The sequence below is a fragment of the Rhizobium sp. Root1203 genome (assembly GCF_001424945.1).
Classification (GTDB): domain Bacteria; phylum Pseudomonadota; class Alphaproteobacteria; order Rhizobiales; family Rhizobiaceae; genus Rhizobium.
Genome location: NZ_LMCW01000012.1, coordinates 560,586 through 579,915, shown reverse-complemented (window position 1 = coordinate 579,915; position 19,330 = coordinate 560,586). Strand labels below are relative to the sequence as shown.

General features: G+C 59.8%; 16 protein-coding genes. 14 read left to right on the top strand and 2 right to left on the bottom strand.

What is annotated here, in order from left to right:
* Positions 1-15 precede the first annotated feature (15 nt).
* From rseP to ASC97_RS13355, 7 genes are all read left to right on the top strand, one after another.
* Positions 16-1,149 (top strand): RIP metalloprotease RseP, encoded by a 1,134-nt coding sequence (rseP, locus tag ASC97_RS13385; protein ID WP_057468808.1) that lies wholly within the window; start codon positions 16-18, stop codon positions 1,147-1,149.
* 195 nt (positions 1,150-1,344) lie between these two features.
* Positions 1,345-3,684 (top strand): outer membrane protein assembly factor BamA, encoded by a 2,340-nt coding sequence (gene bamA / locus ASC97_RS13380; protein WP_057469355.1) that lies wholly within the window; start codon positions 1,345-1,347, stop codon positions 3,682-3,684.
* A gap of 50 nt (positions 3,685-3,734) precedes the next feature.
* The gene (gene lpxD / locus ASC97_RS13375; protein ID WP_057468807.1) at positions 3,735-4,796 is read left to right on the top strand and encodes a UDP-3-O-(3-hydroxymyristoyl)glucosamine N-acyltransferase; all 1,062 of its coding nucleotides are present in this window, start codon (positions 3,735-3,737) and stop codon (positions 4,794-4,796) included.
* Positions 4,789-5,256, top strand: a complete 468-nt coding sequence (gene fabZ / locus ASC97_RS13370) for a 3-hydroxyacyl-ACP dehydratase FabZ (RefSeq protein ID WP_057468806.1) — start codon at positions 4,789-4,791, stop codon at positions 5,254-5,256. Before lpxD ends, fabZ begins: the two co-directional genes overlap by 8 nt.
* The gene (gene lpxA, locus ASC97_RS13365; RefSeq protein WP_057468805.1) at positions 5,253-6,071 is read left to right on the top strand and encodes an acyl-ACP--UDP-N-acetylglucosamine O-acyltransferase; all 819 of its coding nucleotides are present in this window, start codon (positions 5,253-5,255) and stop codon (positions 6,069-6,071) included. Before fabZ ends, lpxA begins: the two co-directional genes overlap by 4 nt.
* A gap of 3 nt (positions 6,072-6,074) precedes the next feature.
* Entirely contained in the window at positions 6,075-6,956 is an 882-nt protein-coding gene (locus tag ASC97_RS13360) for an LpxI family protein (protein ID WP_057468804.1), read from the top strand.
* Positions 6,953-8,134, top strand: coding sequence for a lipid-A-disaccharide synthase (locus ASC97_RS13355; RefSeq protein WP_057468803.1), 1,182 nt, complete (start codon positions 6,953-6,955; stop codon positions 8,132-8,134). Before ASC97_RS13360 ends, ASC97_RS13355 begins: the two co-directional genes overlap by 4 nt.
* Before the next feature lie 49 nt (positions 8,135-8,183).
* Here the strand turns inward: ASC97_RS13355 and gltA are convergent, their stop codons facing one another.
* Positions 8,184-9,473 carry a citrate synthase gene (gene gltA / locus ASC97_RS13350; RefSeq protein WP_057468802.1) on the bottom strand — a complete coding sequence of 430 codons (1,290 nt, stop codon included), beginning with the start codon at positions 9,471-9,473 and terminating at the stop codon, positions 8,184-8,186.
* A 294-nt stretch (positions 9,474-9,767) separates the two neighbouring features.
* Here gltA and ASC97_RS13345 point away from each other — a divergent pair, with 294 nt between their 5' ends.
* Positions 9,768-12,212, top strand: coding sequence for a ComEC/Rec2 family competence protein (locus ASC97_RS13345; RefSeq protein ID WP_057468801.1), 2,445 nt, complete (start codon positions 9,768-9,770; stop codon positions 12,210-12,212).
* On the opposite strand, the gene lexA is transcribed toward ASC97_RS13345, so the two are convergent.
* On the bottom strand, positions 12,193-12,915 hold the full coding sequence (gene lexA / locus ASC97_RS13340) for a transcriptional repressor LexA (RefSeq protein WP_057468800.1): 723 nt from the start codon (positions 12,913-12,915) through the stop codon (positions 12,193-12,195). The two genes, ASC97_RS13345 and lexA, sit on opposite strands and share 20 nt — an antisense overlap.
* A gap of 202 nt (positions 12,916-13,117) precedes the next feature.
* Here lexA and ASC97_RS13335 point away from each other — a divergent pair, with 202 nt between their 5' ends.
* From ASC97_RS13335 to ASC97_RS13310, 6 genes are all read left to right on the top strand, one after another.
* Positions 13,118-13,999, top strand: coding sequence for a VOC family protein (locus ASC97_RS13335; RefSeq protein ID WP_057468799.1), 882 nt, complete (start codon positions 13,118-13,120; stop codon positions 13,997-13,999).
* Positions 13,996-14,841: a 3-deoxy-8-phosphooctulonate synthase gene (kdsA, locus tag ASC97_RS13330; RefSeq protein ID WP_057468798.1), complete on the top strand. Its 846-nt coding sequence runs from the start codon at positions 13,996-13,998 to the stop codon at positions 14,839-14,841. Before ASC97_RS13335 ends, kdsA begins: the two co-directional genes overlap by 4 nt.
* 141 nt (positions 14,842-14,982) lie before the next feature.
* Positions 14,983-16,257 (top strand): phosphopyruvate hydratase, encoded by a 1,275-nt coding sequence (gene eno, locus ASC97_RS13325; RefSeq protein ID WP_057468797.1) that lies wholly within the window; start codon positions 14,983-14,985, stop codon positions 16,255-16,257.
* A 138-nt stretch (positions 16,258-16,395) separates the two neighbouring features.
* On the top strand, positions 16,396-16,716 hold the full coding sequence (locus ASC97_RS13320; RefSeq protein ID WP_057468796.1) for an FtsB family cell division protein: 321 nt from the start codon (positions 16,396-16,398) through the stop codon (positions 16,714-16,716).
* A gap of 146 nt (positions 16,717-16,862) precedes the next feature.
* Positions 16,863-17,909, top strand: a complete 1,047-nt coding sequence (gene pdhA / locus ASC97_RS13315) for a pyruvate dehydrogenase (acetyl-transferring) E1 component subunit alpha (RefSeq protein ID WP_057468795.1) — start codon at positions 16,863-16,865, stop codon at positions 17,907-17,909.
* A 15-nt stretch (positions 17,910-17,924) separates the two neighbouring features.
* Complete coding sequence (locus ASC97_RS13310) at positions 17,925-19,313, top strand: pyruvate dehydrogenase complex E1 component subunit beta (RefSeq protein ID WP_057468794.1); 1,389 nt, start codon at positions 17,925-17,927, stop codon at positions 19,311-19,313.
* Positions 19,314-19,330 lie beyond the last annotated feature (17 nt).

Sequence of the window (19,330 nt, the reverse complement as noted above, 5' to 3'; positions counted from 1 at the left end):
GGGCGGAAAGATCTTATGGCAGGCTTGACCGGAATTTTTGCGTTTCTGACGGGATATATCGTTCCTTTCGTTCTCGTGTTGTCGCTGCTCGTCTTCGTCCACGAGATGGGGCATTATCTCGTCGGCCGCTGGAGCGGGATCCGGATATTGGCCTTCTCGATCGGATTCGGGCCGGAACTCCTTGGTTTCACCGATCGGCACGGGACGCGCTGGAAGCTTTCCGCAATACCCCTCGGCGGCTATGTGCGTTTCTTCGGGGACGAGGACGCATCCAGCAAGCCCGACGAGAATAGACTTGCGGCAATGTCGGACGACGAGCGCTCGCGATCTTTCGCTGGCGCCAAGCTCTGGAAGCGAGCCGCCACGGTTGCGGCCGGCCCTATCGCAAATTTCATCCTGGCGATCGCCATCTTTACCGTGCTGTTTGCCATCTACGGCCGATCGGTCGCCGATCCCGTGGTCGCCGAGGTCAAGCCGGGAAGTGTTGCAGCGGTCGCTGGCGTCATCCCAGGCGACCTGTTGATCGCCATCGACGGCACCAAGGTTGAGACCTTCGACGACGTTCGGCGCTATGTCAGCATTCGCCCCGAGCAGAAGATCGTGGTGACGGTCGAGCGAAACGGCGAAAAGCTTGATGTCCCCATGGTTCCGGCGCGGACCGATATGACGGACCAGTTCGGCAACAAGATCGAGATCGGCCTGATCGGCATCGTGACCAACCAGGAGGTCGGTCATTTCCGCCTGCAGACGTATTCGCCGGCGGAGGCTCTCAAAGAGGGCACCATCCAGACCTGGCACATCGTCACCGGGACTTTCAAATATATCGGCAATCTGATTTCCGGCTACATGAAGCCCGACCAACTCGGGGGACCGATCCGTGTCGCCCAGGCTTCAGGGCAGATGGCGACGCTCGGCGTTGCCGCGTTGCTTCAATTGGCTGCCGTTTTGTCGGTTTCCATCGGATTACTCAATCTCATGCCTGTTCCGGTACTTGATGGCGGCCACCTGATGTTCTATGCGATTGAGGCGGTGAGGGGAAAGCCGCTGGGATCGTCGGCGCAGGAGATTGCATTTCGCATCGGACTGGCCATGGTTCTGAGCTTGATGGTTTTTGCTACCTGGAACGACATAAGTGCACTGATTGGCTGATTGCAGGACGAAGGAAAATTACCGTTTATTTACGATGTTTCAAAGCTGTAGTGGCGAATGCGTCACGCTTCGAAATGAAGTAAACAGAAATTAACTTGCTCCCTTGCTTGTATGTCAAAAGCGGGTAAAACGACACACGTGACCGGAATCGGGGGACGCCTGAAGCCGGGGACGAGAAAAAAGGTAATGGGTGAAATGAAGGCTGGTTCAAGATTTTTGAACGCAGTATCGGCGGTTGCGCTGTCTGCTGGGATTGTTGCTTCGGGAGCGGGCGCAACTGTATTCGTATCTGCTACAACAGCTGAAGCTGCGGTCATCCAGCGTGTCGATGTGCGCGGCGCGAGCCGTGTCGGCGCCGAGGCGGTGCGATCCAACCTGACGATTTCGCCCGGGAAGAGCTTCTCGAACACCGATATCGACGACTCCGTCAAGCAGCTTTACGACACGGGCTACTTCTCCGACGTCAAGATTTCCGTGTCCGGCAGCACGCTGGTCGTGACAGTCCAGGAAGCCCAGCTGGTCAATCAGGTGGTCTTCAACGGCAACCGCAAGATCAAGGACGACAAGCTCGCTGCCATCGTCAAGACCCAGCCATCGGGTCCGTACAGCGAGGCGCAGGTCCAGGCTGACATTCAGTCCATCAAGGATGCGTATGCTGCGACGGGCCGCAATGAGATCGAGGTCACGACCCAGGTCGTCCCGCTCGGCGAAGGTCGCGTCAACTTGGCGTTCGTCATCAACGAAGGTGACCGGACCAAGATCGCGGCGATCAATTTCGTCGGCAACAACGCCTACAGCTCCGGCCGTCTGGCGTCCGTCATCAATACCAAGCGTTCGAACTTCCTGTCTTTCCTGACGCGCAAGGACGTATACAGCGACGACAAGCTGCATGCCGATGAGGAATCGCTGCGCCAGTTCTATTACAATCGCGGTTATGCCGACTTCCGTATCGTTTCGTCGGACGCCGCCTTCGATGAGGCGACCAACAAGTACACGCTGACCTTCAACATCGAAGAGGGTCCGCGCTATAATTTCGGCGCGATTTCCGTGCAGTCGACCGTTCAGGGTGTGGACGGCGCGCAGTTGCAGGGCCTCGTGCAGACGCAGGAAGGCGATGTCTACAGCGCCAACAAGGTTCAGAAGTCGATGGAAGCGATTTCTGATCAGGTGGCCTCTGCCGGCTATCCGTTCGCCCGTGTCACGCCGCGCGGCAACCGCGATCTGAACAACAACACCATCGGTGTCGAATATCTGGTCGACCAGGGCGAGCGCGCCTACGTCGAACGTATCGAGATCCGGGGCAACAGCCGCACACGCGACTTCGTCATTCGTCGCGAGTTCGACATGAGCGAAGGCGATGCCTTCAACCAGCAGATGATCACCAGAGCCAAGCGTCGCCTTGAAGCGCTCGGATATTTCTCTTCGGTCAACATCACGACGCAGCCGGGCAGTTCTCCGGACCGTGTCGTCGTTGTCGTCGACGTGCAGGATCAGTCAACGGGTTCGTTCGGTATCGGCGCAGGTTATGCCGCGGGCGGCGACGGCCTGATGCTCGAAGCGTCGATCGAAGAAAAGAACTTCCTCGGACGCGGCCAGTACATCAAGGTGACGGCTGGTGGTGGTCAGGAAGGTTCGCGGACCTACGGCCTGAACTTCACCGAACCCTACTTCCTCGGCTATCGTCTGGCTGTCGGTTTCGACCTCAATCACAGTGAGACGTCGAGCAACGACAACTACGACTACGAGGAAAACAACGTTGTCCTGCGCGCAACGGCGCCGATCACCGAAGACCTCGCGACGACGTTCCGTTACAACTACAAGCAGATGAAGTACGATCCGTCTGGATCGCTGGATTCCTTGTCCGAGCCCTATCAGAACCTCGTTGAAAACAGCCCGTGGGTGAAGTCGTCGGTCTCCCAGACCCTGACATACAACACTCTTGATGACATGATCCTGCCGCGCGAAGGTGTTTACGCCAGCGCCACCCAGGAAATCGCCGGGCTCGGCGGTGACTCTCAGTTCTACAAGCTCTACGGCAAGGCGCGTTATTTCCATCTTCTGGCTGACGATGCCGATATCATCGGTTCGATTAGCGGTTCTGCCGGCTATGTCATTGGATTTAAGGACGATCTGAACGTGTTCGATCAGTTCACCCTGACGAATGGCGATATCAGAGGCTTTGAGAACAAGGGTATCGGCCCCCGCGTAGGCGGTGGTCCGGACGATCCCTTGGGCGGTACGACCTATTTCACGGTCTCCGCAGAAGCGACGTTCCCGCTTCCGGCTGTGCCGCGTGACTTCGGTCTGCGTGGCGCGGTGTTTGCGGACGCCGGTACGCTGTTCGGAAACAAGGTGCCGGTCAACTCACCTGAGTTCGTGAACGGTGACAACGCTGCAATTCGCGCGTCCGTCGGCGTTGGCCTGGTCTGGAATTCGCCATTCGGCGCATTGCGTGTCGACTATGCAGTTCCGGTGCTCAAGGAAGACTTCGACAAGGTTCAGAACTTCAAGTTTGGCATAAACAACCAATTCTGATATCGGCAGTCCGGAACCGTACAATCGAATTCCGTTCTGGAGATTTGCCGATGGAGCAAACTGGTTTCTTTCTGCCCCACGATGGCGTGAAGCTCTGGGAGCTGGCGCAGTATCTTGGGGCAGAACTTGCCGACCCCAAACACGCCGATGTTGTGATTCATTCCGTTTCGCCCGTTAGCCGGGCGAAATCCGGCGACCTGTGCTATGTCATCTCGAAGAGAAGCAAGGACGAACTTGCAACATGTGAGGCGTCGGCGGTGCTTTGCAGTGTAGCGCTGCAGTCAATAGTCCCGCCGCATGTCCCGGTTCTTCTTTCCAGGAATGCGCATGCAGCTTTCGCCATGGCAGGCGGACTTCTGTATCCGAAGGCACTGCAGCCGCTGGCGCTTATGTCGGACGGGTCGGGCGTCTCCGACCGTGCAGCCGTCGACCCGACCGCCAGGCTTGAGAGGAACGTCGCCATCGAGCCTTTCGCGGCCATTGGCGCGCATGCCGAGATAGGCGAGGGTACCCGTATCGGTGCTGGTGCGATTATCGGGCCGGGCGTCAAGATCGGCCGCAACTGCTCGATCGCGGCAGGCGCCAGCGTTCTCTGCGCGCTTGTCGGAAACGGTGTCATCATACACAACGGCGCCCGGATCGGGCAGGACGGCTTCGGCTATGCGCCAGGCCCGCGCGGAATGATCAAGATCGTCCAGATCGGGCGCGTCATCATCCAGGACCATGTCGAGATTGGCGCCAATACCACGATCGACCGCGGCACGATGGATGACACGGTCATCGGCGAAGGCACCAAGATCGATAACCTCGTGCAGATTGGTCACAACGTTCGCATCGGGCGGCATTGCGCTGTCGTCTCGCAGGTGGGGATCGCCGGCAGCGCCATAATCGGCGATGGCGTCCAGATCGGTGGTCATAGCGGCATTAAGGGCCATATTACCATTGGCGACGGCGTCCAGATCGCGGCAATGAGCGGTGTCATCTCCGATATCCCCGCCGGGGAACGCTATGGGGGTATCCCCGCGCGGCCGGTGCATGACTTCCTGCGCGAAGTTGCAGCGGTGATGATGCGGACAACGAACGCCAGGAAAACGGGAGAAAAGAATGACTGAGGAAGTCAAGAAGTCGCTTTCTTCGGCGGATATCATCGAGATTATGAAGCTCCTGCCGCATCGCTATCCGTTCTTGCTGGTCGACAAGATCATCGAGATCGACGGTGACGATTCAGCGATTGGCATCAAGAACGTGACGGCAAACGAACCACATTTTACCGGTCACTTTCCTGAAAAGCCGATCATGCCCGGTGTTCTTCTCGTCGAGGGCATGGCTCAGACGGCCGGCGCAATCTGTGCCAAGAAGGAAAGCGAAGGCGGCAATCTGGTCTATTTCATGACCATCGACAATGCCCGCTTCCGTAAACCTGTGGTGCCCGGCGACCGCGTCGAGTATCATGTGCGAAAACAAAAACAGCGCGGCAACATCTGGAAATTCCATTGCGACGCCAAGGTTGACGGCATGCTCGTCGCCGAAGCCGACATTGGTGCGATGATCGTTCGCAAGGATCAAGCATGAGCAGAATTGCAGCCAGTGCGAGCATTCATGCCATGGCGGTCGTCGAGGATGGAGCCGTCATCGGTGAAAACGCCAAGATCGGTCCTTTCTGCCATGTTGGACCGCACGTCGTTCTAGGCGACAACGTCGAGTTGCTCGCGCACGCTGTCGTTGCCGGCAGGACGACGATCGGCAAGGGAACACGCATTTTCCCAATGGCGGTCGTTGGTGGCGACCCGCAGAGCGTTCATCATGGCGGCGAAGAGACGACGCTTTCGGTGGGCGATAACTGCACGATCCGGGAAGGCGTCACGATGAACACCGGCACCGCCGATTTCGGCGGCAAGACGATCGTCGGCAACAACAACCTCTTCCTCGCAAATTCGCATATCGCGCATGATTGCCGCGTCGGCGATCATGTCATCATGTCGAACAATGTCATGCTTGCCGGACATGTGGTCATCGAAGACCGCGTCATCCTTGGCGGCGGTTCGGCCGTACATCAGTTCACGCGCGTCGGTCGGCACGCGTTTGTTGGCGGTCTCTCCGCTGTCAGTTACGACGTCATCCCGTACGGCATGCTGAACGGGAATCCTGGCCTGCTCGGTGGGCTGAACGTCGTCGGCATGACACGAGCCGGCGTCGATCGCGCAACCATCCACATCGTTCGCCGTGCTTACAAAGCGATCTTCGAAGGCACCGGGTCTGTGCGCGACAATGCCGCCGCCATCCGTGAAGAGTATGCCGATTGCGAGCAGGTCATGCATATCCTCGACTTCATAGCAGCAGAAAGCGACCGCGCTCTTTCCTCTCCGACGAGGGGACAGAAAGGGTGAGCTTTGTCTCCGGTCAGCGATAACGCGAAGGGCCGTCTGGCAATTATTGCCGGAAGCGGTTTTCTGCCGTCCTATGTCGCCGAGGCGGCGCAGAGCGGTGGAGAGGACCCCTTGATCATTGCGCTCAAAAACGAAACGGATCGCACCTGGGATGGTTTCGAGCACGTTGTCGTCGGTGTCGGGGACTTTGCTGCGATCGATCGTTTGCTAGAGGTCAATCGTATCGAGCGGGTGGTCATGTCGGGGGGCGTCAGACGCCGCCCTGAATGGCGCGAGGTCCGGCCGACGCTGAAGACATTGGCCAAGGTTCCTTCCATCGTTCGTACGCTTATGTCAGGTGGCGACGACACCGTGCTGCGCATGGTGATCAAGCTGATCGAGAAAGACGGCCGCCGGGTCATCGGGGTTCAGGAAATCGCCCCGGATCTTCTGGCGACAGTCGGGCCGCTCGGTGCCGTCGCGCCCGATGCGGATGACGCAAAGGATATTGCAAGGGCAGGCGAGGCCGCCGAGGCGCTTGGGCGACTTGATGTCGGCCAGGGTGCCGTTTCAGTCGGCGGACGTATCGTCGCGCTTGAGGGGGTGGAAGGCACCGACAGCATGCTGGAGCGTGTCGCGGGTCTGCGCGCCGCCGGCCGGATATCCCAGCGCCGACGCGGCGTTCTGGTGAAACTCTGCAAGCCGCAGCAGGATGTTCGCGCCGATTTGCCCTCCATCGGGATTTCGACGGTCGAGAATGCCCGCAAAGCGGGGCTCGCGGGCGTCGCTGTTGATGCGGGACGCTCGCTGATCCTCGACCGTTCGGCAGTGATCGCAGCGGCCGATGCGGCCGGCATCTTCGTTTGCGGCCTGGATCGCGGATTGCCATCCTGGGGGCTTGAATGAATGCGCGTGCGTTGAAGGTTGCAATCATAGCCGGCGAGGTCTCGGGCGACCTGCTCGCTGCTGATCTCGTCGCGGGCCTGAGGGGCCTGTATCAGGGACCCATCGAACTGATCGGCGTCGGCGGCGAGGGACTGGAAGCGCAGGGCTTGCGGTCGCTGTTCGACTTTTCCGAGCTGTCGATCATGGGCATCACCCAGGTTCTCAGCAAGCTTCCCAACCTGGTCCGGCGTATCAGACAGACGGCGGCCGCGGTTATTGCCGCGAAGCCGGATGTCCTGGTGATCGTCGACAGCCCTGATTTCACCCACCGCGTTGCCAAGCGGGCGCGTGCGGCATTGCCCGACCTCCCTGTGGTGAACTACGTCTGCCCAAGCGTCTGGGCGTGGAAGGAATACCGGGCGCAACGCATGCTCCCTTACGTCGACCATGTGCTTGCCGTGCTTCCGTTTGAACCCGAGGTCATGAAGACCCTCGGCGGACCGCCCACGACTTACGTGGGTCATCGTCTGACGGCGGAGCCGGCGCTGCTGGAAGCGCGTCGCCGCAGGGCCGAAACGAAACCGCTTGGCGACGGCGGTCGCAAGACGATCATGCTGCTGCCGGGATCCCGATCCTCCGAAATAACCAAGCTGCTGCCGTATTTCGGCGATGCCGTCAGCGAGTTTGCCGGGCGTAACGGCGAGACGCGCTTCGTCCTGCCGACGACATTGCGCAGGGAAGCGCTGGTTCGCGAACTGGTGAAGGATTGGCCGATAAAGCCCGATATCGTCACGGGCACGGATGCGAAGTGGCACGCCTTTTCCGAAGCGGACGCCGCCATGGCTGCATCCGGTACTGTCATCCTCGAGCTGGGGCTGACCGGGGTACCCTGCGTCTCCGCCTACAAGACCGACTGGATCATCAAGCTGCTGACAGGCCGCATCAAGATCTGGACGGCAGCCATCCCGAATCTGATTGCCGACTACGCCGTGGTCCCCGAATACATCAACGAGGTCGTTCGCGGCGCAAGTTTCACGCGGTGGATGGAGAAGCTCTCCAGCGATACGCTGCCGCGCAGATCCATGATGGAAGGCTACGATCTCGTCTGGCAGCGGATGCAAACGGAAAAGCCGCCGGGCGAACATGCCGCCGAGATCGTTCTGGACGTTCTCCGAAAGAAAAAACCCGGCCATTTCTGACCGGGTTTTTTGTTGGCTTTTGACGCTGGTTGGCGCCAGAATTAGCAGATCAGCGCTTGGAAACCGGCACGTAATCGCGCTGCGGCTCGCCGATGTAGAGCTGGCGCGGACGGCCGATGCGCTGCTGCGGATCCTCGATCATTTCGTTCCACTGGGCGATCCAGCCGACGGTGCGGGCAAGAGCGAAAAGCACGGTGAACATGGTCGTGGGGAAGCCGAGAGCCTTCAGCGTGATGCCGGAGTAGAAGTCGATGTTCGGATAGAGCTTCTTCTCGATGAAGTAGGAGTCCGTAAGCGCGATGCGCTCCAGTTCCATTGCCACGTCGAGCAGCGGATCGTCCTTGATGCCAAGTTCGCCGAGCACTTCATGCGTCGTCTTCTGCATGATCTTGGCGCGCGGATCGTAGTTCTTGTAGACGCGGTGGCCGAAGCCCATCAGTCGGAACGGATCGTTCTTGTCCTTGGCGCGGGCGATATATTCCGGAATACGGTCGACCGAGCCGATTTCGGTCAGCATGTTGAGTGCCGCTTCATTGGCACCGCCGTGCGCAGGACCCCAGAGGCAGGCAATGCCGGCCGCGATGCAGGCGAACGGGTTGGCGCCCGAAGAGCCGGCCAGCCGTACGGTCGAGGTCGACGCGTTCTGCTCGTGGTCGGCGTGCAGGATGAAGATACGGTCCATGGCGCGGGCAAGCACCGGATTGACGACATACTCTTCGCAGGGAACGGCAAAGCACATGCGCAGGAAGTTCGATGCGTAGTCCAGATCGTTCTTCGGGTAAACGAAGGGCTGGCCGACATGGTACTTGAAGGCCATGGCAGCAAGCGTCGGCATCTTGGCGATCATGCGAAGGCTGGCAACCATGCGCTGATGCGGATCGGTGATGTCGGTCGAGTCATGATAGAAAGCCGATAGCGCCCCGACACAGCCGCACATGACAGCCATCGGATGCGCATCGCGTCGGAAGCCGGTGAAGAAGCGCGACATCTGCTCGTGCACCATCGTGTGGTGCGTAACGCGGTAATCAAAGTCCTTCTTCTGCGCCGAGGTCGGCAATTCTCCATAGAGCAGGAGGTAGCAGACCTCGAGAAAGTCGCCATGCTCGGCCAGTTGCTCGATCGGATAACCGCGATGGAGCAGCACGCCCTCGTCGCCGTCGATGTAGGTTATTTTCGATTCACAAGACGCGGTCGAGGTGAAACCAGGATCGTACGTGAAGGAAGCCGTGTTTTTATAGAGGGCGCCGATATCGATGACGTCGGGGCCGATCGTGCCGCTTTTCACGGCGAGGTCGACCGACTTGTCACCAAGTTTCAGTGTTGCGCTTCGATCCGTCATTATGATCCTCCAAACTGGCGGGTGGCGCCATAAAAGCGCCATAGGGTTAAGCGTCGCTTGCGATAGCTATATGATCGCGCGGTTAATGCCAAGTTCTCTTGATGCCATTTTGTGCATCGCAGTATCAACTTTTAGGCAGTGCTGCGATGCCTGCCGCGCATAGCGGAAGCCGATGATTATCCTCGTTTTTTCCGCGTTCCGATTTCTCTTCGAAATTCAATCGATTACTGTTGCCTGTAGCGTCGGAAGCCTGCATTCTTGAGGTGGGCGAAGGTGGCTTCCGGGTGCAGATGCATGCCGGAGTTGAAAACGATCGAAGCGGGTTCTGCAGCGTCTGAGACGGCGCCCGCTATTCGTTTGCGCGCTCATCCCGACGAGCGCGGCGGTGCCGTCATCGTGCGGCGAGCGCCGACGCAGGCCGCGTCTCGATGGACGGCAAGAACCGGACGCGCCACTCGCAGACATGTTGCAGCCGGACGCCTCGCGCTGGCCGAGGAATTCGATCACGGACGGTACTTCCTGATCTCCCCGGTCTTTATGGGTGCGGGCGCGATAGCATGGTTCAAGTTCGACGCCGATGTTGCATTGACCCGCCTCTCGGCTTGGTTCGCAGCCCTGCTCCTTGTCATGCTGGCTGCGGGGATCCGGCGCATGATCGTCAGGCGAGCCGCTCTGGCCGGCTTGCTGTGCGTCGCCGGCATGTCGGCGGCGCAAGTGGAAACCTGGCGTGCCGGAACGGTGATCCTGGACTCTGCCGTGACGACCACGCTGAGCGGGCGCGTCGAGCGTCGAGAAGGGGACGACAACGGCCGATGGCGCTACATCGTGGCTGTAACCGAAACGAATTCTCCGAGGGTGAAACGCGCGCCGGCGCGTGTGTCGCTGGTCGCGCGCGCCGGTGAGCCGCTGGCAGTCGGTGCCTGGCTGACCGGGCGCGTCCGGCTGATACCGCCGGCGGGGCCAGCACTTCCAGGTCTGAACGACTTTGCGTTCTCCGCCTATTTCGACGGGGTCGGCGCCAACGGTTTTTTCTATGGCGCGCCTTCCTCAGCTTTGCCCCCGCAAGAGACCCGCACTCTCGCTACGCGGGATAAGGCGGTGGAGTGGCTCTACGGGCTAAGAAGCGGCATCGGCGATCGCATCCGATCGATCCTGCCGGCAGATACCGGCGCCTTTGCGGCATCGCTGGTGACCGATGAGCGACGCGCGATCTCCCCGGAAACGACGGAGGCGCTTCGCCAGTCCGGACTTGCCCATATCGTCGCGATTTCCGGTCTGAACATGGCGCTCTCGGCGGGCATCTTCTTCGTCGGATTGCGGTCCGTGCTCGGGCTCTTTCCGGCCTTCGCGCAGGCCTATCCGGCAAAGAAGATCGCGGCCTCCGGTGCTCTTTTGGCGCTGACTGCCTATTATCTGATATCAGGTTTCTCCGTCTCTGCCGAACGCGCTTTCATCATGATGGCGATCATGCTGGTTGCCGTCCTGTTCGACCGGCCGTCGATCAGCCTGCGCAACATCGCGTTGTCGGCGCTGCTGATCATTCTCACATCCCCCTCGAAGGTGCTCGGCCCTGGATTCCAGATGTCCTTTGCGGCGACGCTCGCGCTTGTGGCGGGGTATGCGATCTGGGCGAAGCGGCCATACTGCGACGGCTTCCCTCTCAAACATCCGGTCATCAGGGCTGTCTTCTCGGTCGTCCGGTTCTTCGGCGGCGTCGCATTGACGTCGGTAATCGGTGGTTTCGCGACGGCTCTGTTTTCGATCGAGCATTTCCATAGGCTAAGCGCCTATGGGCTGCCGGCGAACCTGATGGCCATGCCCGTGATCTCGTTCGTCGTGATGCCGATGGGAATGCTCGCCATGCTGCTGACGCCGCTTGGGCTCGATGTGCTGCCATGGAAGGCGGCTGGGCTTGGACTGGATGTGGTCATCGCCATAGCCAAGATGGTGTCGGGATGGGGCGGAACGGTGGACATGGGCCGACTGCCGCAGTGGTACTTTCTTGCGGCGGTCCTGGGTTTCCTTCTGCTGACGCTGTTGCTGACGCCTCTGCGCTATCTGGGGGCGGTTGTCGTTGCGGTGTCGACAGTGCCTCTCATGCTGCTGCCATCCGCGCCCCTTGCCGACCTCGTTGTTTCGGAGGACGGCACACTTGTCGCCGTCGTCACGGGAAAAGCCCTGGCGACCAATCGAGAGCGTCCCCAAGATTTCATCTTCAGTCAGTGGCAGAGAGCCCTGGCGCTCGAACGCCATCAGCCACCGCAGTATCTCGGCAACAGGGCGCTCGTGGTGCCAAAAAAGAAGGATGGAGAACGATTGATGCTAACGCCGCAGCAACGGCAACAGGCACGAGGGATGATGCGTCGCGCTGTCGATCTTCCGGAGGGTGGTTTTGTCTGCCTGAAGGCTGCATGGTGCGTGGCGCTGCTCGACAGCGGCTACGTCGTCGCGACACTTGAAAACGCCGCCTACCTCGGTCCTGCCTGCGACGCAGCCGATATCGTTATCACGCCGGTTCGGCTCCGTCCTGGAGAATGCCGCTCGGGGTCGATGCTTCTGACAGGCGAAACACTTCGTCGGTCCGGAGCCCTCGAAATACGAATAGGCGACCAGGGGACTCCGCTCGTCACGGCGGCACATGGAAAGCTCGGCCGCCCATGGATGCGCCACCGCGCATACGACTGGCGCAGCGGCCGCTTCGCGGATATTGAACTGCCGATCAGTGATAGCGCCGAATGAGACCCACGAGCTTGCCCTGTACCTTGACGCGGTCCGGCCCGAAGATGCGCGTCTCATAGGCGGGGTTTGCGGCTTCGAGCGCGATCGAGGCCCCCTTGCGGCGGAAGCGCTTCAGTGTTGCCTCCTCGTCGTCGACCAGCGCGACGACGATATCGCCCGGATTTGCAGTGCTGCCGTTGCGGATGATGACGGTGTCGCCGTCGAAGATACCGGCGTCGATCATCGAGTCGCCCTTGACCTCCAGCGCATAGTGCTCGCCGGAACCAAGCATGTCGGCTGGAACCACGATGTCATGGGTGTTGTTCTGGATAGCTGAAATAGGCACGCCTGCTGCGATGCGTCCCATGACCGGTACGGAAGCTGAATTGCCATTGTCGGCACTGGGAGCCGGCTTCGGCGCGACGGGAGCGACCATCTGCGGTTTTCCGAGGCTGCCTTCGATGACGCTCGGCGAAAACCCGCGTCGTGGTTGGAGGCTCGGATTGTACGCTTCAGGGAGCTTGATGACTTCGAGTGCGCGGGCGCGATTGGGCAGCCGACGAATGAACCCGCGCTCTTCGAGCGCCGTGATCAGCCGGTGGATGCCCGATTTCGACGCAAGGTCGAGCGCATCCTTCATTTCATCGAAGGAAGGGGGAATCCCGGACTCCTTCATTCGCTCGTGAATGAACAAAAGAAGTTCCTGTTGCTTGCGTGTGAGCATCGAAGTCAACCCCAGAGTCGTGAAACAAAGCCAGAACAGACACTATATGTTCCATATGTGTTCCGCAAGTACCTAAATTTTCGTAAAACTTGGCCCTGATTTGTCGCGTTTTTACACTTCATTCGACCTATGCCGCTGATGCCTCTTGCAATGTCCCGCAGGCCAGCGCACATCATTTTCGAATTTCGGAAGAGGATTTGCCATGAGTGAAGCCCATCCGCTGGACCACGTTGTCCTGCCTGTCGCCAATGTCGGCCTAGCGCGGGAGCGCCTCGGCAAGCTCGGTTTCACCGTTGCAGCCGATGCGCGGCACCCGTTCGGAACGGAAAACGCCTGTATCTTCTTCGCCGACAAAACATATCTCGAGCCGCTCGCCATCGCGGGCGCGGATGCCTACGAGGCGTCGATCAAGAAGGGGAACGTCTTCACGGCGCGCGATCGCGCCTTTCGTTTCCGTTGTGGCGAGAACGGGCTGTCGGCCATCGCCCTGGCGACAACGGATGCCGATCGCGACCACGCGCGTTTCCATGCCGACAGGATAAGCGGCGGTGAGGTGCTGCAGTTCGAGCGCCCGATGAAGATGCCCGATGGTTCCGGCACGACCGCGGCCTTCAGGCTCGCCTTTGCCGCGGACCTTCGCGCACCGGATTTCTTTCTCTTCACCTGCCAGCGGATCAATGCGCTTCCCACCGACCGCAAGATACTGGAAACGCATACGAATGGCGTGACCGGGATCACCGAGATCGTGCTCGCTGCCCCTGATCCGAAGGCGTTTGGCCTGTTCATGCGCTTTTCCTCTTCGACGCCGTCGGTTCGCGAGGAGGCGTTCGGCATCAGCCTTTCCACGCCCAATGCTCGCATCAGCATTCTTTCGCCGGATGGGTTGAATGCCTATTTCGATCTCGCCGTACCGGGCGTCGATCGCGGCCTGCGCGGCGTTGCCATCGTGTTCAAGGTCGCCGATCTCGCCGTGACAGAAGCGCATTTGGCTGCTAACGGGATCACTTACACGCGCAAGAACAATCGAATTCTAGTGAAGGCGGCCTCAGGGCAAGGTGCGCTCTTCGCTTTCGAGGAGAAATGATGAGCCAGACAAACTCCGAAGTCGCAGTCGGCGAGGGTGCCGGCGCAGTTGTATTTTCGAACAGCGGCAAGCTGTCGCTGATTGCCGGACCCTGTCAGATGGAGAGCCGCGATCATGCATTCATGATCGCCGGCGTGCTCAAGGAACTGTGTGACAAGCTCGGCATCGGGCTGGTCTACAAATCCTCCTTCGACAAGGCAAACCGCACCTCGCTTTCGGCGCAACGCGGCATCGGCCTGGAGACAGCGCTTGAGGTTTTCGCCGATCTCAAGAAGGAATACGGCTTTCCCGTTCTGACCGACATCCACACCGAAGACCAGTGCGCCGACGTGGCAACCGTTGTCGATATTCTGCAGATACCGGCTTTCCTCAGCCGTCAGACGGATCTTTTGGTCGCCGCTGCCAAGACCGGCCGCGTGATCAACGTCAAGAAGGGCCAGTTTCTGGCGCCCTGGGATATGAAGAACGTCCTCAACAAGCTGAATTCGACTGGCAATCCAAACATTCTGCTGTGCGAGCGCGGCGCCTCCTTCGGCTACAATACGCTGGTTTCGGACATGCGTTCGCTGCCGATCATGGCGGCCATGGGCGCGCCGGTGATTTTCGATGCGACCCATTCGGTCCAGCAGCCCGGCGGGCAGGGCGGTTCCAGCGGCGGCCAGCGCGAATTCGTCGAAACGCTGGCGCGTGCGGCCGTTGCCGTCGGCGTTGCTGGCGTGTTCGTCGAGACGCATGAAGATCCTGACAACGCGCCTTCCGATGGTCCGAACATGGTCTTCCTGAAGGATATGCCGCGCCTTCTTGAAAAGCTGCTGGCCTTTGACGCGATCGCCAAGGGCTGACGTTCAAAAGACTGACATGATCGTGTAATAGGCCACGCACGATGATCGTCGACAAGGACGCGCAAACCGCCATTGTAATTTGCGCATCTTCGATTAAGACGAATTTCAAACGATTTATCCACCCTCGAGCAGGAAGAGCCCATGACCGCAATTACCGATATTATCGCCCGCGAGATTCTCGACAGCCGTGGCAACCCCACCGTCGAAGTCGATGTCTATCTTGAGGATGGCAGCATGGGCCGCGCGGCTGTTCCGTCGGGCGCGTCGACGGGCGCGCACGAAGCCGTCGAAGTTCGCGACGGCGGCAAGCGCTATCTCGGCAAGGGTGTCGAAAAGGCGGTCGAGGCCGTCAACACGGAAATCTTCGACGCAATCGGCGGCATCGATGCCGAAAACCAGATCCAGATCGACAACCTGATGATCGAGCTGGACGGTACCCCGAACAAGTCGCGCCTCGGCGCCAACGCCATCCTCGGTGTTTCGCTCGCAGTCGCAAAGGCTGCAGCCGAAGCCTCGGGACTGCCGCTCTACCGCTACGTCGGCGGCGCCAGCGCCCACCTGCTGCCGGTTCCAATGATGAACATCATCAACGGCGGCGCACATGCCGACAACCCGATCGATTTCCAGGAATTCATGATTCTGCCCGTTGGCGCCGATTCGATCCGCGAAGCGGTCCGCATGGGTTCTGAAGTCTTCCACGTTCTCAAGAAGGAACTGTCGGCGCAGGGCCACAACACCAACGTCGGCGATGAGGGTGGCTTTGCACCTGGCTTGAAAAGCGCGCCTGAGGCGCTCGACTTCATCATGAAGTCGATCGAGAAAGCCGGCTACACGCCGGGCGACGATATCGCACTCGGCCTCGACTGCGCCTCGACGGAATTCTTCAAGGACGGCAAGTACGTTCTCGAAGGTGAGGGCCGCACGCTGGAGCCGGGCGCCATGGCCGAATACCTGGCCGAACTCGCCGCGAAGTACCCGATCATCTCGATCGAAGACGGCATGGCCGAGGACGACTGGGACGGCTGGAAGGCGCTGACCGATCTGGCCGGCAAGAAGGTTCAGTTGGTGGGCGACGATCTCTTCGTCACCAACTCCGCGCGCCTTCGTGACGGCATTCGCATGGGCGTTGCCAACTCGATCCTCGTAAAGGTCAACCAGATCGGTTCGCTGACGGAAACGCTGGACGCCGTCAACACCGCACACAAGGCAGCCTACACCGCGGTCATGTCGCATCGCTCGGGCGAAACCGAAGACTCGACGATCGCCGATCTCGCAGTTGCGACCAACTGCGGCCAGATCAAGACCGGCTCGCTGTCGCGCTCGGACCGTCTCGCCAAGTACAACCAGCTGATCCGCATCGAGGAAGGGCTTGGACCGCAGGCACGCTACGCTGGCCGCTCGATCATCCGCGGTTAATTCCGTCTGATTTCAAGTATTTGGAACCCGCGCCCTCTCGGCGCGGGTTTTTTGTTGCGTGGCGTTCATAGTCAACGGACGGTTAATCTCTCGTCGGTAGTCTCGCTCGTAAAGGTAATGCGTTTCGAGAATGCGTCTATGTGGACAAAGCACCATAAGAAGAAAAAGATCGGCCGGTTCGTCGTTCCGGCCATGGCTGTCGCCTTTCTTTCCTATTTCGGCTACCATTGCATCCACGGCGACTACGGCCTGCGCGCAACCGAAGTGTTCGAGCGCCAGCGTGTCGCGCGGGAGAGAGAGCTGACGGTTCTGAAGGCCAAGCGCGAGCATCTTGAAAATCAGGTCGCGCTGTTGAGCGATGGTTCGATGGACAGGGATATGCTGGACGAGAAGGCGCGTCTGCAGCTGAATTTCTCGCGTGCCGACGAGATCGTCATATTCAGTCATTATTCAAATTAACCGAATTCAGGTTAATCGAAATAAAATCAGGTTTATCAACAATTTAACACAGAATATGAGCCATGCATTTATGGCATTGCTGTGGCGAAATTTCTTCCCTATGGTACGCGCCACCTAAGAACCGATAAACCCATAGGGAGGGTTGAATGGCGCCGCGAAAAAACGCGACCGTTTCCAGCCGCAAAACCAGCGCGAAACCTGCACGCAAGGAATCGAACGGAGGCGCAATCGCCGACTTCGATCGCGAAGACGAGCTGAAGGCCTATCGCGAGATGCTGCTCATCCGTCGCTTCGAGGAGAAGGCGGGCCAGCTTTACGGGATGGGCTTCATCGGCGGTTTCTGTCATCTCTACATTGGTCAGGAAGCTGTCGTCGTTGGCATGCAGATGGCCCAGAAGGAAGGCGATCAGGTCATTACGGCCTATCGTGATCACGGTCACATGCTGGCCACGGGCATGAGCGCCCGCGGCGTCATGGCGGAACTGACCGGACGCATCAGCGGCTATTCCCGGGGCAAGGGCGGCTCGATGCACATGTTCTCCAAGGAGAAGCATTTCTACGGCGGCCACGGTATCGTTGGCGCCCAGGTATCTCTGGGCACAGGCCTGGCGTTCGCGAACCGCTACCGCGGCAACGACAGCGTCTCGATCGCATACTTCGGCGACGGTGCCGCCAACCAGGGCCAGGTCTACGAGAGCTTCAATATGGCTGCTCTCTGGAAGTTGCCGATCATCTACATCGTCGAGAACAACCGCTATGCCATGGGCACCTCGACTGCGCGCGCGACGGCTCAGTCGAACTACTCGCTGCGCGGCTCGGGCTTCGGCATCCCCGGCATCCAGGTCGACGGCATGGACGTTCGCGCCGTTAAGGCGGCTGCCGACGAGGCACTTGAGCATTGCCGCTCCGGCAAGGGCCCGATCATTCTCGAAATGCTGACCTATCGCTATCGCGGCCACTCGATGTCCGATCCCGCGAAGTATCGTTCCAAGGACGAAGTGCAGAAGATGCGCTCCGAATCCGATCCGATTGAGCAGGTGAAAGCGCGCCTCATCGAGAACGGTTGGGCATCCGAGGACGATCTGAAGGCGATCGACAAGGATGTCCGCGATATCGTCGCCGACAGCGCCGATTTTGCTCAGTCCGCTCCTGAGCCGGATGCCTCCGAGCTTTACACCGACATTCTGCTTTAAGGGGAGGGTTGACCCATGCCAATCGATATTCTCATGCCCGCCCTCTCTCCGACGATGGAAGAAGGCACACTGTCCAAATGGCTCAAGCAGGAAGGTGACAAGGTCACTTCAGGCGACGTCATTGCCGAGATCGAAACCGACAAGGCGACGATGGAAGTCGAAGCGGTCGACGAAGGCGTCATCGGCAAGCTTTTGGTTCCAGCCGGTACCGAAGGCGTGAAGGTGAATGCCAAGATCGCTGTTCTCCTCCAGGACGGTGAAACAGCTTCCGACATATCCACTGCCGCTCCGGCAGCAGTGCCGGCTCCCGCCGCTGCACCGCAGGCTGAAGAAAAGCCGGCTGCCGCTGCTGCGCAGGCTCCAGTACCGGCCGAGCCGAAGGCATACGTGCCGAACGATCCGGAGATCCCGGCAGGCACCGAAATGGTCTCCATGACCGTTCGCGAAGCGCTTCGCGACGCGATGGCCGAAGAAATGCGCGCTGACGACAATGTCTTCGTCATGGGCGAGGAGGTTGCCGAATACCAGGGCGCGTACAAGGTTACCCAGGGTCTGCTGCAGGAATTCGGCCCACGCCGCGTGATCGATACGCCGATTACCGAGCACGGCTTTGCCGGCGTCGGCGTCGGTGCCGCGATGTCCGGCCTGAAGCCGATCGTGGAGTTCATGACCTTCAACTTCGCCATGCAGGCGATCGACCAGATCATCAACTCCGCTGCCAAGACGCTCTACATGTCGGGCGGCCAGATGGGCGCACCGATTGTCTTCCGCGGCCCGAACGGTGCGGCGGCCCGCGTCGGCGCCCAGCACAGCCAGGACTACGCGTCGTGGTATAGCCAGATCCCCGGCCTCAAGGTCGTCATGCCCTACACGGCATCCGACGCCAAAGGCCTGCTGAAGGCTGCTATCCGCGATCCGAATCCGGTTGTCTTCCTCGAAAACGAAATTCTCTACGGTCAGCACTTCGACGTGCCGAAGCTCGACAATTTCGTTCTGCCGATCGGCAAGGCGCGCATCCACCGCCCCGGCAAGGACGTCACGGTTGTTTCCTTCGGCATCGGCATGACCTATGCCACCAAGGCTGTCGCCGAACTCGAAAAGCTCGGCATCGACGTCGAACTGATCGACCTTCGCACGATCCGTCCGATGGACCTGCCAACGGTCATCGAATCCGTCAAGAAGACCGGTCGCCTGGTCACCGTCGAAGAAGGCTATCCGCAGAACTCGGTCGGTACGGAAATCGCCACCCGCGTCATGCAGCAGGCTTTCGACTATCTCGACGCGCCTGTCCTGACGATCGCCGGCAAGGACGTTCCGATGCCTTATGCCGCCAACCTCGAGAAGCTCGCGCTTCCGAATGTCGGCGAAGTCGTCGATGCCGTGAAGGCCGTTTGCTACAAGTAACAAGGGGAGGGTATTTC

Bases quoted from the DNA above. Each gene is read 5' to 3' on its own strand.
- rseP (WP_057468808.1), top strand. From the start codon at position 16: ATGGCAGGCTTGACCGGAATTTTTGCGTTTCTGACGGGATATATCGTT.
- bamA (WP_057469355.1), top strand. From the start codon at position 1,345: ATGAAGGCTGGTTCAAGATTTTTGAACGCAGTATCGGCGGTTGCGCTG.
- lpxD (WP_057468807.1), top strand. From the start codon at position 3,735: ATGGAGCAAACTGGTTTCTTTCTGCCCCACGATGGCGTGAAGCTCTGG.
- fabZ (WP_057468806.1), top strand. From the start codon at position 4,789: ATGACTGAGGAAGTCAAGAAGTCGCTTTCTTCGGCGGATATCATCGAG.
- lpxA (WP_057468805.1), top strand. From the start codon at position 5,253: ATGAGCAGAATTGCAGCCAGTGCGAGCATTCATGCCATGGCGGTCGTC.
- ASC97_RS13355 (WP_057468803.1), top strand. From the start codon at position 6,953: ATGAATGCGCGTGCGTTGAAGGTTGCAATCATAGCCGGCGAGGTCTCG.
- gltA (WP_057468802.1), bottom strand. From the start codon at position 9,473: ATGACGGATCGAAGCGCAACACTGAAACTTGGTGACAAGTCGGTCGAC.
- ASC97_RS13345 (WP_057468801.1), top strand. From the start codon at position 9,768: ATGCCGGAGTTGAAAACGATCGAAGCGGGTTCTGCAGCGTCTGAGACG.
- lexA (WP_057468800.1), bottom strand. From the start codon at position 12,915: ATGCTCACACGCAAGCAACAGGAACTTCTTTTGTTCATTCACGAGCGA.
- ASC97_RS13335 (WP_057468799.1), top strand. From the start codon at position 13,118: ATGAGTGAAGCCCATCCGCTGGACCACGTTGTCCTGCCTGTCGCCAAT.
- kdsA (WP_057468798.1), top strand. From the start codon at position 13,996: ATGATGAGCCAGACAAACTCCGAAGTCGCAGTCGGCGAGGGTGCCGGC.
- eno (WP_057468797.1), top strand. From the start codon at position 14,983: ATGACCGCAATTACCGATATTATCGCCCGCGAGATTCTCGACAGCCGT.
- ASC97_RS13320 (WP_057468796.1), top strand. From the start codon at position 16,396: ATGTGGACAAAGCACCATAAGAAGAAAAAGATCGGCCGGTTCGTCGTT.
- pdhA (WP_057468795.1), top strand. From the start codon at position 16,863: ATGGCGCCGCGAAAAAACGCGACCGTTTCCAGCCGCAAAACCAGCGCG.
- ASC97_RS13310 (WP_057468794.1), top strand. From the start codon at position 17,925: ATGCCAATCGATATTCTCATGCCCGCCCTCTCTCCGACGATGGAAGAA.